The following is a 12,820-nucleotide window of genomic DNA, read 5'->3' on the forward strand; positions in this document are numbered from 1 at the left end:
CGGCCTGCAAGCGGCGCGCGGTCAGTCCAGAGTTTTCGGCGTGGCGTGGGCGATGATCCGCGCCGCGCCGAATTGCGTTTCGGCCCAGCTGTCCGCGGCCAGTTCCAGCACCGAGACCGCCGCGGTCGGATAGCGCGCGAAGGCCCCTGCCAGCGCCTCGGGCGGGGGGCCGTCCTGCATCCGCGCCAGCATCGCGGGCGTGCCGGGTTCATGCCCCAGCATCAGCACGGTGCGCGCCGCGGCCGGGGCCCCGCGCAGGATTTCCAGGATCGTGCCGGGCCCCGCCAGATACAGCGCGCGCTCGGTCTGCGCGGGGGGCGGCGCGGCGGCGCGTCCCGCCCCTTCGACCAGGCCCGCCCAGGTCTCCTGCACCCGCAGCGCCGAAGACAGGAAGGCCGCGTCGGGAAAGGCCCCCGCCTTCTCCAGCCATGCCCCCATGCGCGGCGCGGCGGCGCGCCCGCGGGCGTTGAGCGGTCGGTCATGGTCGTTCAGCGAGGGGTCTCCCCAGTCCGACTTGGCGTGGCGCATCAGCACGAGGCGGAGCATGGGCGGATCCTCGGATCGGGGGCGGGGACGGGTCGGGCAGCGCGGAGCCTAGGCGGGGCGAGCGCCTTCGTCCATGCCGCCGCCCCCCCAGCGCGCCCCGCTGACGCCGCCCGAGGCCCAGGGCGGGCGGCGTGATTCGGTCCTCATTCGAAGAACATCCACGGAATTGGTATTGGTTTGATACGAAAAACCGGCTGCGCGGCGGCCTTCAGTTCACAAGATCGCGAGTTGCCAGAAAGGACTTCATGTGGAAACGGGCCTGTTCCGCACGTGGCGCGCCCTCGCCTCCCACCGGGCAGGCGTGCCGCGCGAGGCATCCGCGGCCCAGGCAGGCGGCGCCGGAGGGGCTCGCGACATGCGCGGCGCAGGCGGCGACGTCGTATCGGGGGCCCTCCGGGGTCTCCGCGAAGGCCGCGACCGGACAGGTCGAAAGACAGGGCGCCGGGCAGTCGAGACAGGGCGACGGCCCCGGCTCGGGGCACGGCGCCACCCCCTCCAGCGCCGGCAATCCCAGCGCCCCGCGCCAGGCGGCCCACAGCCCCAGGCGCGCATGAACCAGGGGACCGAGGCGGGAGGGCCAGACCGGCTCGGCCCGCCGCGCCCAGTCGAGGAAAGGCGGCCAGGGCGGGCCGTCATTGGGACCGATCGCAACGCCCCCGAAATCCGAGGCAAGCTGCGCCGAAATCCGCGAAGACCAGCGGTCAAGGGGATCCGGCCCGCCATCCCCGGCCTCCGGCGATGCGCGGAATTCCGCCCACATCCGCGGGCCGGAGGACAACAACGCCACCACGCGGGCGCCGGGCAGCGTTTCGGGCGCGGGCGCGCCGGGGGAAAGCGCGAAGGCCGCGACGCGCATCCCGCCCGCCGCCTCGGCCGCGGCGCGCAGCTCGGCCAGCGTCGCCCCGGTCATCGCGCCCGGAACGGGAACAGCAGCGACCACAGCAGGCCCGAGGGCGCGTCGTCCTGATGCGCCGAAAGCCCCAGCTTCAGCCCCGCCTCGCCCCCTCTCGCCCGCGCCGAGTAGGTGCCGAACAGCCGGTCCCACCAGCTGACCGAGAAGCCGTAATTGCTGTCCGCCTCCTCGCGCCGGACCGAGTGGTGAATGCGGTGCATCTCCGGCGTCACCAGAAGCCAGCGCAGCGGGCGTTCGACACCGGCCGGCAGGCGGATATTGGCGTGGTTGAACATGGCGCAGCCGTTGAGCAGCACCTCGAACACCAGCACCGCCGCGGCGGGGGCGCCCAGCGCGTAGACCAGCCCGATCTTGAGCAGCATGGACAGCGCGATCTCGACCGGGTGGAAGCGGATGGCGGTGGTCACGTCGACGTCGCGGTCGGCGTGGTGGACCCGGTGCAGGCGCCACAGGACCGGGACCTTGTGAAACACCAGATGCTGCGCCCAGATCGCAAGGTCCAGCAGCGCGACGCTGAGGATGAAGGCCAGCCACCCCGGCGCGCCGAGCATCGGGAACAGGCCCCAGCCCTGCGCCTGCGCGTCCAGCGCGGCGCCCACCGCGGCGGCGGGGAACAGCAGCCGCACCACCAGCGAATCCAGCGCCGCCACCGCCCAGTTGGTCAGCCAGCGGCGCGCCTTGGGCTGCAGCCCGGGCCGCGCGGCGCGCAACAGCTCCCACCCCGCCATGACGGCGAAGACGCCCAGGAAAACGCCGAGACGGATGAGAGGTTCATGTTCCATGCGCTCAGCAAGTGCGGCGGCGCGGGCCCCGCGTCAACCGCCGCGCGACGCCGTCGCGCAGCCGTGTTCGCGCGGGAGGCGCCGCCGGCCCCCGCCCCGTTGCGGTCAGACCCGCGCCTCGCGCCGGGCGCGGGAGCGGGCCTTGTCGCGCATCTGGTGGCGAAACCACAGGTAGAGCGGCAGGCCGCAGCTGACCCCGATGAGCAGCGTCACCGGGATCACCACCAGGATGGCCGAGGCGCCGCGCCGGGCGACATCGACCACCACCGCCGCGATCAGCGCCACGGCGGCGAGCGCAAGGTCGTAGAGCATGCCCTCGGCGGCGGCGTTGACCGTCCAGGCCTCGATCAGCCCGGTGATGGAGACGCCGTTGGCGTCGAACCAGATCAAGAAGTGACGAAAGGGCACGATCGCGCCCACCGCCGCGAGCAGCAGGTAAATACCGGAAATAACAGACATGAATATCCCCTGAGATCCGCAGTTGTCGGGATCGGACGGGTTCCCCAACCCGCGCGATCCGGCCCCGGAGTTGATCGGGACCAAAGCCGACCATCCTCTTGCGAGACTTAACCTTGCATTAACGCATGTCAAATCCCGTCGCGGCGCGCGCGACTTTCCCGGCGGGTCTGCGATTGAAGAGACGGGAGCGGAGCCCGGACGCGAGGGGGCGCGCCGCGGGGCGACGGCGGCAGGATACGCCGCCCTCCCCCGGGCCTATTCGGTGCGGTCGCGGATCGGGTCCACAACCACGCCGGGCGCCGACAGGCGCGGCGCCTCGGACCGCTGGGCGTCAGCGGGGGGGATCGGGTCGTCCTTGCGCGCGCAGCCCGCGCCCGCCAGCAGCGCCGCCAGCACCGCCAGGGCCGCGGGGCCGGCGACGCGGGACCGGCGTGCGGGGCGCGCGGGGCGTATGGGGCGCGCGGGGCGGATCACGCGCCCGCCTCCCGTTCCGCCGCCAGCGCCTCGCGCCAGCGCGCGGCCTGCTCGCGCACCCGGGTCGGCGACGTGCCGCCATAGGACAGGCGCGAGGCGGCCGAAGCCTCGACCGTCAGCACGTCGAACACGCCCGCGGTGATGGCGGGATGGGCGCCTTGCATCTCCTCCAGCGTCAGTTCGGGCAGGTCGCGGCCCGAATCCTCGGCCAGCTTCACCAGCGCGCCGACCACGTGATGCGCGTCGCGGAACGGCAGCCCCGCCTCGCGCACCAGCCAGTCGGCGAGATCGGTGGCGGTGGAGAAACCCGAGGCCGCCGCGGCGCGCAGGTTGTCGGCCTGGGGAGCCATGTCGCGCACCATGCCCTCCATCGCCGCCAGGGCCAGCATGAGGGAGTCGGCCGCGTCGAAGACCTGCTCCTTGTCCTCCTGCATGTCCTTGGAATAGGCGAGCGGCAGGCCCTTCATCACGGTCAGCAGGCTCACCATCGCGCCGGTGATGCGGCCCACCTTGGCGCGCGTCAGTTCCGCCGCATCGGGGTTGCGCTTCTGCGGCATGATCGAGGAGCCGGTGGAGAACCGGTCCGACAGGCGCACGAAGCGGAACTGGGCGGAGGACCAGATCACCAGCTCCTCCGAGATGCGGCTGAGATGGGTGGCGCAGATCGAGGCGGAGGACAGGAACTCCAGCGCGAAATCCCGGTCCGACACCGCGTCCAGCGAGTTGGCCGAGGGCCGGTCGAAGCCCAGCGCCGCGGCGGTGGCGTGGCGGTCGATCGGAAAGCCGGTGCCGGCCAGCGCGGCGGCGCCCAGCGGGCATTCGTTCATGCGCGCGCGGGCGTCGGCGAAACGGGCGCGGTCGCGGGCGAACATCTCCGCATAGGCCAGCATGTGGTGGCCCCAGGTCACCGGCTGCGCGGTCTGAAGATGGGTGAAGCCGGGCATCACCAGGTCCGCCCCGGCCTCGGCCTGGCCGACCAGCGCCTCGATCAGCGCGGTGAGGCCGGTGACCGCGGCGTCGGCCTGGTCGCGCACCCACATGCGGAAGTCGAGCGCCACCTGGTCGTTGCGCGACCGCGCCGTGTGCAGGCGCCCGGCGGCGTCGCCGATCAGCTCGCGCAAGCGGGATTCCACGTTCATGTGGATATCCTCCAGCGCGGTGGAGAAGGCGAAGGTCCCGCCCTCGATCTCTGACAAGACCGTGAGAAGGCCGGCGTCGATCTGTGCGGCGTCGTCGGCCGTGATAATCCCGGTGTCGGCGAGCATCGCCGCATGGGCCCGCGATCCCGCGATGTCCTGCGCGGCGAGACGTCGGTCGAAGCCGATGGAGGCGTTGATCGCCTCCATGATCGCATCGGGGCCGGCGGCGAAACGGCCGCCCCACATGGTGTTGGCGCCGGCCGTGGATTTGCTCTCGTCGCTCATGGTCGGGGACCTCGTCCTCGCGTGGAAAGGATCTGGGGAAGGGATATGGGCATGCGCACAAGCCTTCTGGCGCTCGTCATAGGCGCCTTCGCGACGCTTGGAAACCCTGCGGCGGCGGGGGAGCTGGATGCGGAGACCCGCGCGCGGATCGAGGAGATGCGCGGCGAGGCCTTGGCCAAGCTGGTGCTGCTGGACGAGCCGCGGGAGCTGCCCGCGGCGGAATTCGAGGCCCCGGACGGCGCCGCGGCGACGCTGGCGGATTTCGGCGGGCATGTGACGCTGGTGAACCTCTGGGCCACCTGGTGCCCGCCCTGCCGGGAGGAGATGCCGAGCCTCGACGCGCTGCGCAGGCGGATGGAGGGGACGGGGATCGAGGTGATCACGGTGGCGGTGCAGCCCGGCGCCCGCGACAAGGCCGAGGCCTATATGGCGGAGATGGGCCTGCACGCGCTGGAGCCCTATGGCGACGCGCGCAACGCGCTGCCGCGCGCGGTGGGGATCCTGGGGCTGCCGACGACGATCATCCTGTCGCCCGAGGGGCGGGAGATCGCGCGGATGCAGGGCGACGCCGACTGGGCCTCGCCCGAGGCGGAGGCGGTGCTGCGGGCGCTGGCGGAGGCGTTCGACGCGGAGGGATAGGCGCGGAAGGATAGGCGGGGTCGCGGGCGCCGCGTCCTGCGTCCCGCTGTCGGAACGCGCACGCCCGCGGCGCGCTTCGGGCGCGGCGCGGGCGGCGAGGGGCGCCCGGCGATCGGGCCGTGCGGCGGGGGCGGCCCGGAGGGCGGGGGCCGGTCCGAAGGGCGGGGGCGTTTCGGCGGCTCGCCCCCGCCCGGTCGGGCTCAGCGGCCCGAAGTCATCCGGCGCAGGGTGGCGTCGCGATCCACGAAATGATGCTTCAGCGCCGCGCCGGCATGCACGACCACCAGCGCGATCAGCGCCCAGGCGGACAGCTCATGGATCTGGTGGAAGATCCCCTCGATCGCGCGGTCTCCGGGGACGAAGGGGTCGGGAAGCGCGAACAGTCCGAAGACCTCGTTCTTGATCCCGTAGCTTTCCTGCAGGCTGGAAGCCGACGCCATCAGCCAGCCCGAAAGCGGCATGATCAGCATCAGCGCGTAGAGCGCCCAATGCGCCGCCTCGGCGGCCAGAACCTGCCAGCGCGGCGTGCCGGGAACCGGGGGAGGCGCGGCGTGCGTGAGGCGCCAGGCCAGGCGCGACGCGGCCAGCGCGAAGGCGACGAAGCCCCAGCTCTTGTGCAGCTGGATCAGGCCGAACTGCTCGTAGATGTCGGTGACGAAATCCGTCATCCAGATCCCCAGCCCCAGCAGGAACAGGATCACGGCGGCGGTCGCCCAGTGGAACGCCCGGGCGGGCCAGCCCCAGGCGGCTTCGGTGTTGCGCAGGCGCATGGCGGGTCTCCGGCGGGCGCGCCGACCGCAAGGGCCGGGGGGGGGGGACGGATCGCTCCGCCCCGGGTCCCGGAACGGGCCGGGGGCGCGGGGCGGAGCGCGGGATCGCGGCGGATCAGCCGGCGGGGCTGGCTTCCAGGTCGATGCGGATCGGCATCTCGACGCCGATGGCCGGGGCGCCGTAGCCGATGCCGTAATCGGTCCGGTCGATGGTCCCGGTCACGGTGAAGCCGGCGATGGTCTGGTCCGGGTTGAACGGCGACGGGCCCATCTTGTTGAGCACGACCTCGAAGACCTCTTCGTTGGTAACGTCCTTGATGGTGACGTCGCCGGTGACCTCGGCGCGCTCGGCCGAGATCAGCTTGACCGACTTCGAGACGAAAGTGATGTCGGGATACGCCTCGACGTCAAGGAAATCGGCGCCGCGGACATGCTCGTCGCGGGGGCCCCAGCCGGTGTCGACGGTGGCCGCCTTGATGGTGAAGGCCACCGAGGCGGTTTCGATCGCATCGGGGTCGAAGTCGATCTCGGCCTCGAACTCGGAGAAGCGGCCGTGGACCACGGAGAAGCCGAGATGGTCGACCGAGAAGGTCACCGAGGTGTGGGACGGGTCGATGGCGTAGGGCTCGGCGGCGGCCGGGAGGGCGGCGGCGGCGAAGAGCGGCGCCGCGAGGGCGGCGGCGAAGAGCGGCTGGCGGGCGAGGCGCATGGGCTTTGTTCTCCTGGGCGGCGCGTCAGGGACGGCGCGGGGGGGGCTGCGCGGCGGTCGCGCGGCTTGGGCGAAGGGTTCGACGGCTTGGAGATAGGATGGCGGGCGCCGCGGTGCAGCAGAAGAATGGGGGACAATTCGTCCACGTTTCGGCGCCAAAGCAGGGGCGGCGGATAAATTGTGGCGATTTTCGGCTTCGCGCGGCGCGCCTCACAGGAACTTGAGCCCGCTTTTCAAGGCGATGCGACGGGTCAGGGGGGGGATCGCGGGCGATGGGGCGACCTCCGGCGGCGCGCGGGCGACGGTCCGGATGGGGAAAAGCGCGGCGGGCGTGGGCGCTGGCATGGCCGATGGCAGCGCCTGCCGGGCGTGCGAAGGCCCGCGCCCCCCTGCCGGGAGCGCGGGCCGCATGGATGTCCGCGCGGGGACGGGCGATGCGTTCGGACCCGCCTGACGGGCCGGGCCGCCTGATCAGGCGGCGCGGCGCGCGCCCCGCGTGGCGGCGGTGGCGAAGGCGCCGAGGCTCTCGGCCTGGGCGTCGAGGTCATGCGCGAGCTGCTCGGCCGCCGCCGCCGCCTCCGCGGTTTCACGCGCGTTCTCCTGCACCGTCTGGTCCAGGTGGGAGACGGCGGTCGAGATCTCCCGCACGCCCTGCCCCTGCTCCCGCCCCGCGGAGGCCGCGTCGGCGATGGCGGAGGCGAGCCCGTCGATGGAGCTCACGATTTCCTGCAGCGAGGCGCCGGTGGCGTTCACCAGCCCGACGCCCTCGGCCACCGTGGTCGCCGAGCCCTTGATCAGCTCGGAGATGTCGCGCGCGGCCTCCGACGACCGCTGGGCGAGCGTCCGAACTTCCGAAGCCACCACGGCGAAGCCCTTGCCGGCTTCCCCGGCGCGGGCCGCCTCCACCGCCGCGTTCAGCGCCAGCAGGTTGGTCTGGAAGGCGATCGCGTCGATCACCGCGGTGATGTCGGAGATCTCGCCCGAGCTCTTCTCGATCCTCCGCATGGCGTCGATGGCCTTGTCGGCGGAATCGGCGCCCTGGCGGGCCCGGCCGCGGGTGTCCTCGGTCATCTTCTCGGCCGAGGTCAGGTTGGCGGCGGAGGCCGACACCGTCTCCGAAATCTCGGTCATCGTGGCCGCGGTTTCCTCGATGGTGGAAGCCTGGCTTTCCGCCCGACCGGTGAGGCCGCGCATCGCCGCGTTCATGCGCGAAATGGCGTCGCGCTGGGCCTCGGCCCCGTCGCGGACATGGGCGATGGCGGCGCCCAGTTCGGCCAGCGAGTCGTTGGCTGTCTGCGCGAGGCGGGCGAGCTGGCCCTGATAGCGGCCGGTCATCGGGCGGTTCAGATCGCGGCGCGCCATCGCCTCCAGCGTGCCGTCGAGATCGCCGAGAAAGGCCGAAGTGGTGTCCATCAGGCGGTTGGCGCCCGAGGCGAGCTCCTGCATTTCAGGCGCTTCGAAGCTGGCGTCGACCCGGCGGCTGAAGTCGCCGGCCGTCGCGGCCTCCACCACCCCGTTCACCTCGTCGCGAAGCTGGCTGAGCATGCGGGCGTTGTCCTTGCGCGCCGCCTCCGCCGCCGCGGCGCCGGCTTCGCGCTGGCGCTCCGCCTCGGCCAGGGCCAGGCGCAATCCGTCCACGCCGCGGCCAAGCTCCCCGATCTCATCCGTCCGGTCGGCGGCCGCGACCCTGGAGACGAGGTCGCCCTCGGCCAGCCGCGCCACCGCGCCCCCCAGCGAATGCAGCGGCCGCACCGCCATGCCCGCCGCCGCCCAGGCCGCGCCCCCCGCCAGAAGCAGCGCGACCAGGCCCGAGAGCCCCGCGCCCAGCGCCTCCTCTCCCAGCGCCGCCATGACGCCGGATTTCTCCACCCCCACATAGAGGATGCCCTCGACCGCGCCGGAGGCCCCGGTGATCGGGTAGTAGACCGTGTAGTAATCCTTCCCGAGGATCGTCGCCTCCCCCCGGAAGACCTTGCCGGACGTGATCACCGGGTGCACCGCGCCGGCCTTGCCCAGCACCGTGCCCACCGCGCGCGCGCCGTCGGGCTTGCGGATGTTGGTGGAGCGGCGGACGAATTCGCCCTGCGCGGGGTCGAGCACGAAGACGGTCGCGGTTTCCCCGGTCACGCCGGCGATGCGGTCGATGGTGACATGGTCGGAGACGTCGGGGACCGCCCACCAGGTCAGCGCCTGCACCGAGCCGTCGCCGCCGAACCGGGCGGTGAGTTCCGGCAGCGTGGCGTCGGCCATGGCCGCTGCGGCGCGGAGCGAGCGGGCCTGGCCGGCCTGCGCCTCCTCCGTCAGTCGCCCGGAGGCGCGCCACACGGAAACCGCGGTCATCAGGACGACGGCGATCAGAACGATGGAGGCGGTGACCGCTGCGGCCCGCACGCGCAGATTCGACATGTTGCGAAGTCCCCTTTCCGGAAGCTTTCCGGTCAGATGGACCCCACGCCTTAAGATCAGGTTTCCGCGCCGCGCCGCGGCGCCGCCTCCCGCCCCGCGAGGGCCGGACGGGACCGCCGCGCCGGACCGGAATCAGCGTGTCGGGACGGGAGTTTCGCCGCGATAGTCGTAGAAGCCGCGGCCCGCCTTGCGGCCCAGCCAGCCGGCTTCGACATATTTAACCATCAGCGGGCAGGGCCGGTACTTGGTGTCGGCCAGCCCGTCATGCAGCACGTGCATGATCGCCAGGCACACGTCGAGCCCGATGAAATCGGCCAGCTGCAGCGGCCCCATCGGGTGGTTGGCCCCGAGCCGCATGGCCTTGTCGATGCTCTCCACCGTGCCGACGCCCTCATAGAGCGTGTAGACCGCCTCGTTGATCATCGGCAGCAGGATGCGGTTGACGATGAAGGCCGGGAAATCCTCGGCGGTGGCGGCGGTCTTGCCCAGCCGGTCGACCACGCCCTTGAGCGTGTTGAAGGTCGGCTCGTCGGTGGCGATGCCGCGGATCAGCTCCACCAGCTCCATCACCGGGACCGGGTTCATGAAATGGAACCCCATGAACCGCTCGGGCCGGTCGGTGGCCGAGGCGAGGCGGGTGATCGAGATCGACGAGGTGTTCGACGTCAGGATCGTGTGCTCGCCCAGATGCGGCGCGAGCCCGGCGAAGATCTGGTGCTTGATCTTCTCGTTCTCGGTCGCGGCCTCGATGACCAGATCGGTCCCGGCGATCTCGGCGACGTCGGTCGACTTGCGGATGCGCGCGATGGCGGCGTTCTTGTCGGTCTCGGTGATCGCCCCGCGCGACAGCTGGCGGGTCATGTTCTTGTCGATCAGGGCCAGGGCCGCGTCGATGCGGTCCGCGTCCACGTCGTTCAGGCGGACCTCGTAGCCCGCGAGCGCGAAGACATGGGCGATGCCGTTGCCCATCTGCCCCGCTCCGATGACGCCGACCGTTTCGATGTCCATTTCGCCCGCCCTTTCGGTGACTGGTTCGCGGGGAACCCTATTCGGCGGCCGGGAGAGCGGCAAGGCCCGGCGCCGCGCTCCGCGCCCGGCGGGGCGCGGATGACGCGCGACGCGTGGGCGCGGGGTGTGGGCGAGGGGCGCGGGAGGGCGCGGTCGGGGACAGCGGGCGCCGGCGTCCGGTCGCCCCGCGACGCCCCTCCATTCACAATCCAGTCATGCGGCATCCGCGACAAGACCTGCGGCCATTTTGCGAACCGACGCGACTCGCCTCCGCGTCGCCTTGTCGTGTTCGCGCGACGCTCTTTCCCGAGGGGAATTCCCAAATGCATCTTTCGCGCGCCCTGGCCATCGCCGGCCTCGCCGCCTTCGCGCCCCTGTCGGCGCAGGCCGCCGCCGTTTTCGAGGCCGAGGCCTATGCGGAGGCCTTCGATTTCTCCGCGACCTACGTGATCGGCGGGGCGGACGCCTCCGCCGACTTCGAGATGTCGACCGACAGCGATACCGACGACGACCTCTATGAGGAGGGCGAGGGGATCGGCTTCACCGACGGCACGATCAGCGGCCCGCCGGTTTACGGTCTGGACAGCTACATCATCGGCGATTCCGGCCCCAACCTGGGCTTCGTCCAGGCCTCGGCCTTCGGCTTCATCGACTTCATGCTCACCAACACCTCCGCGACCGAGTCGATCGCCTTCGGGTTCACCTATCGGCTCGGCGTCTTCGCCGACGCCTCCATCGTCGTCGACGACCCCTCGGTGCTCTACGACGCCTACGCCTTCGCCGGGGCGCTGGTCTTTCTCGACACCGTCCGGATCGACGGTCTTGGAAGCGAACTCGTCGACGATGAGGGCGTGCTCGATATCCGGACGGCGGCGAGCGACGCGCTGTTCGGCCCCTTCGGCCCCGACGACCAGGAGAGCGGGGAGATCGACGTGAACATCACCCTCGACCCGGGCGAGGTCTTCTACCTGACCCTGGAGACCTACACCGAAGGCTTCGCCGAAGCCGCCGTTCCGGTTCCCGCCGCGCTGCCGCTGCTGGCCGCGGGCCTGGCCGGGCTGGGCCTGGCCGGCCGCCGCCGTCGCGGTCGCCGCGACGCGGCCTGAGCCGCGCGGGACGTCGCACGCGACGGAGGATGGAGGGGGGGGCGGTCCCGGTCCGGGCCGCCCCCTTCCGCGCCGGCCCTTTCGCGCGGGCCCGCCGCCTTCGGACGTTGCGCGCCGTTTTCGGGGCGCCCCCGCCGCGACACGTCGCTTTCGGGCCCTTGTCCGCCGCCCAGGCGCTCGACATCGGGGCCCCGCCGCTCCACTCTCCGCCCCCGACGTCGATCCACGAGGGAGAGCCCCCCATGCGCACCCGCGCCGCGCTGGCCGTTGAGGCCGGAAAACCGCTCGAAATCGCCGAAGTGAACCTCGAAGGCCCCCGCGCCGGCGAGGTGCTCGTCGAGATCAAGGCCACCGGCATCTGCCATACCGACGAGTTCACCCTGTCGGGCGCCGACCCCGAGGGCCTTTTCCCCGCCATCCTCGGCCATGAAGGCGCCGGCATCGTGCGCGACGTGGGCGCGGGCGTGACCTCGGTGAAGCCGGGCGACCACGTGATCCCGCTCTACACCCCCGAATGCCGCCAATGCGCGTCCTGCCTGTCGGGCAAGACCAACCTGTGCACCGCGATCCGCGCCACCCAGGGCCAGGGGCTGATGCCGGACGGGACCTCGCGGTTCTCGACGCTCGATGGCGACCCGATCCTGCATTACATGGGCTGCTCGACCTTCTCGAACTTCACCGTGCTGCCCGAGGTGGCCGTGGCGAAGATCCGCGAGGACGCGCCCTTCGACAAGGTCTGCTACATCGGCTGCGGCGTGACCACGGGCATCGGTGCGGTGATCCACACCGCCAAGGTGGAGATCGGGGCCAAGGCCGTGGTCTTCGGGCTGGGCGGCATCGGGCTGAACGTGATCCAGGGCCTGCGGCTGGCGGGCGCCGACATGATCATCGGCGTCGACCTGAACAACGAGAAGAAGGAATGGGGCGAGCGCTTCGGCATGACCCATTTCGTCAACCCGTCCGAGATCGGCGAGGATCTGGTCCCCTACATCGTCAATCTGACCAAGACGCCCTTCGACCAGATCGGCGGCGCCGACTACACCTTCGACTGCACCGGCAACGTCAAGGTGATGCGCGACGCGCTGGAATGCGCGCATCGCGGCTGGGGCCAGTCGATCGTGATCGGCGTGGCGCCGGCGGGGGCCGAGATCGCCACCCGCCCGTTCCAGCTGGTGACCGGGCGCGTGTGGAAGGGCTCGGCCTTCGGCGGCGCGCGGGGGCGGACCGACGTGCCGAAGATCGTGGACTGGTACATGGACGGGAAGATCGAGATCGACCCGATGATCACCCACCTGCTGAAGCTCGAGGACATCAACAAGGGCTTCGACCTGATGCATGCGGGCGAAAGCATCCGCTCGGTGGTCGTCTACTGATCCGGACCACGGCTTCGCGACATCGGGGGGACGGGCGCGCCCGTCCCCCTTCGCGTTCCGGGCGGGGGGTCCGCATGCGGGCGGGTCGCCCGCGCTTTTCGACCCCGCTTTTCGCCTGTGCTTTTCGCGCCCGCCATTCGTCTGGGCCATTCGTCTGGGCCATTCGTCCGGGCCATTCGAACCTCACGCGACGGTTTCCCGCCGAATTCGC

At 71.7% G+C, this 12,820-nt stretch carries 13 protein-coding genes; 3 read left to right on the top strand and 10 right to left on the bottom strand.

Going from position 1 to position 12,820, the window contains the following annotated elements:
* Nucleotides 1-21: 21 nt before the first annotated feature.
* The 6 genes from BLV24_RS07005 to argH all read right to left on the bottom strand — a co-directional run bounded on the left by BLV24_RS07005 (nt 22) and on the right by argH (nt 4,598).
* The gene (locus BLV24_RS07005; protein WP_092680466.1) at nt 22-546 is read right to left on the bottom strand and encodes a SixA phosphatase family protein; all 525 of its coding nucleotides are present in this window, start codon (nt 544-546) and stop codon (nt 22-24) included.
* A 208-nt stretch (nt 547-754) separates the two neighbouring features.
* On the bottom strand, nt 755-1,456 hold the full coding sequence (locus tag BLV24_RS07010) for a hypothetical protein (RefSeq protein WP_092680467.1): 702 nt from the start codon (nt 1,454-1,456) through the stop codon (nt 755-757).
* A complete protein-coding gene (locus BLV24_RS07015; RefSeq protein ID WP_092680468.1) occupies nt 1,453-2,241 on the bottom strand; it encodes a sterol desaturase family protein in 789 nt (262 codons plus the stop codon). The genes BLV24_RS07010 and BLV24_RS07015 overlap by 4 nt, the downstream gene beginning before the upstream one ends.
* A gap of 105 nt (nt 2,242-2,346) precedes the next feature.
* Nucleotides 2,347-2,700: a DUF2834 domain-containing protein gene (locus BLV24_RS07020; RefSeq protein WP_092680469.1), complete on the bottom strand. Its 354-nt coding sequence runs from the start codon at nt 2,698-2,700 to the stop codon at nt 2,347-2,349.
* A 255-nt stretch (nt 2,701-2,955) separates the two neighbouring features.
* Nucleotides 2,956-3,174 (bottom strand): hypothetical protein, encoded by a 219-nt coding sequence (locus tag BLV24_RS07025; RefSeq protein WP_092680470.1) that lies wholly within the window; start codon nt 3,172-3,174, stop codon nt 2,956-2,958.
* Nucleotides 3,171-4,598, bottom strand: a complete 1,428-nt coding sequence (gene argH, locus BLV24_RS07030) for an argininosuccinate lyase (RefSeq protein ID WP_092680471.1) — start codon at nt 4,596-4,598, stop codon at nt 3,171-3,173. The genes BLV24_RS07025 and argH overlap by 4 nt, the downstream gene beginning before the upstream one ends.
* A gap of 51 nt (nt 4,599-4,649) precedes the next feature.
* On the opposite strand from argH, the gene BLV24_RS07035 reads away from it, so the two are divergent.
* Entirely contained in the window at nt 4,650-5,237 is a 588-nt protein-coding gene (locus BLV24_RS07035) for a TlpA family protein disulfide reductase (protein WP_176954664.1), read from the top strand.
* A gap of 200 nt (nt 5,238-5,437) precedes the next feature.
* Here the strand turns inward: BLV24_RS07035 and BLV24_RS07040 are convergent, their stop codons facing one another.
* From BLV24_RS07040 to BLV24_RS07055, 4 genes are all read right to left on the bottom strand, one after another.
* Nucleotides 5,438-6,007 (bottom strand): cytochrome b, encoded by a 570-nt coding sequence (locus BLV24_RS07040; protein WP_092680473.1) that lies wholly within the window; start codon nt 6,005-6,007, stop codon nt 5,438-5,440.
* Between the two features lie 115 nt (nt 6,008-6,122).
* Nucleotides 6,123-6,716 (bottom strand): YceI family protein, encoded by a 594-nt coding sequence (locus tag BLV24_RS07045; protein ID WP_092680474.1) that lies wholly within the window; start codon nt 6,714-6,716, stop codon nt 6,123-6,125.
* A 471-nt stretch (nt 6,717-7,187) separates the two neighbouring features.
* The gene (locus BLV24_RS07050) at nt 7,188-9,122 is read right to left on the bottom strand and encodes a methyl-accepting chemotaxis protein (protein WP_092680475.1); all 1,935 of its coding nucleotides are present in this window, start codon (nt 9,120-9,122) and stop codon (nt 7,188-7,190) included.
* Nucleotides 9,123-9,254: 132 nt separating this feature from the next.
* Entirely contained in the window at nt 9,255-10,130 is an 876-nt protein-coding gene (locus BLV24_RS07055) for a 3-hydroxybutyryl-CoA dehydrogenase (RefSeq protein ID WP_092680476.1), read from the bottom strand.
* A 323-nt stretch (nt 10,131-10,453) separates the two neighbouring features.
* Between BLV24_RS07055 and BLV24_RS07060 the strand changes: the two genes are divergently transcribed.
* Nucleotides 10,454-11,236, top strand: a complete 783-nt coding sequence (locus tag BLV24_RS07060) for a VPLPA-CTERM sorting domain-containing protein (protein ID WP_092680477.1) — start codon at nt 10,454-10,456, stop codon at nt 11,234-11,236.
* A gap of 242 nt (nt 11,237-11,478) precedes the next feature.
* Complete coding sequence (locus BLV24_RS07065; protein ID WP_092680478.1) at nt 11,479-12,609, top strand: S-(hydroxymethyl)glutathione dehydrogenase/class III alcohol dehydrogenase; 1,131 nt, start codon at nt 11,479-11,481, stop codon at nt 12,607-12,609.
* Nucleotides 12,610-12,820: the final 211 nt, after the last annotated feature.

The sequence above is a fragment of the Albimonas donghaensis genome, from assembly GCF_900106695.1.
GTDB lineage: Bacteria > Pseudomonadota > Alphaproteobacteria > Rhodobacterales > Rhodobacteraceae > Albimonas > Albimonas donghaensis.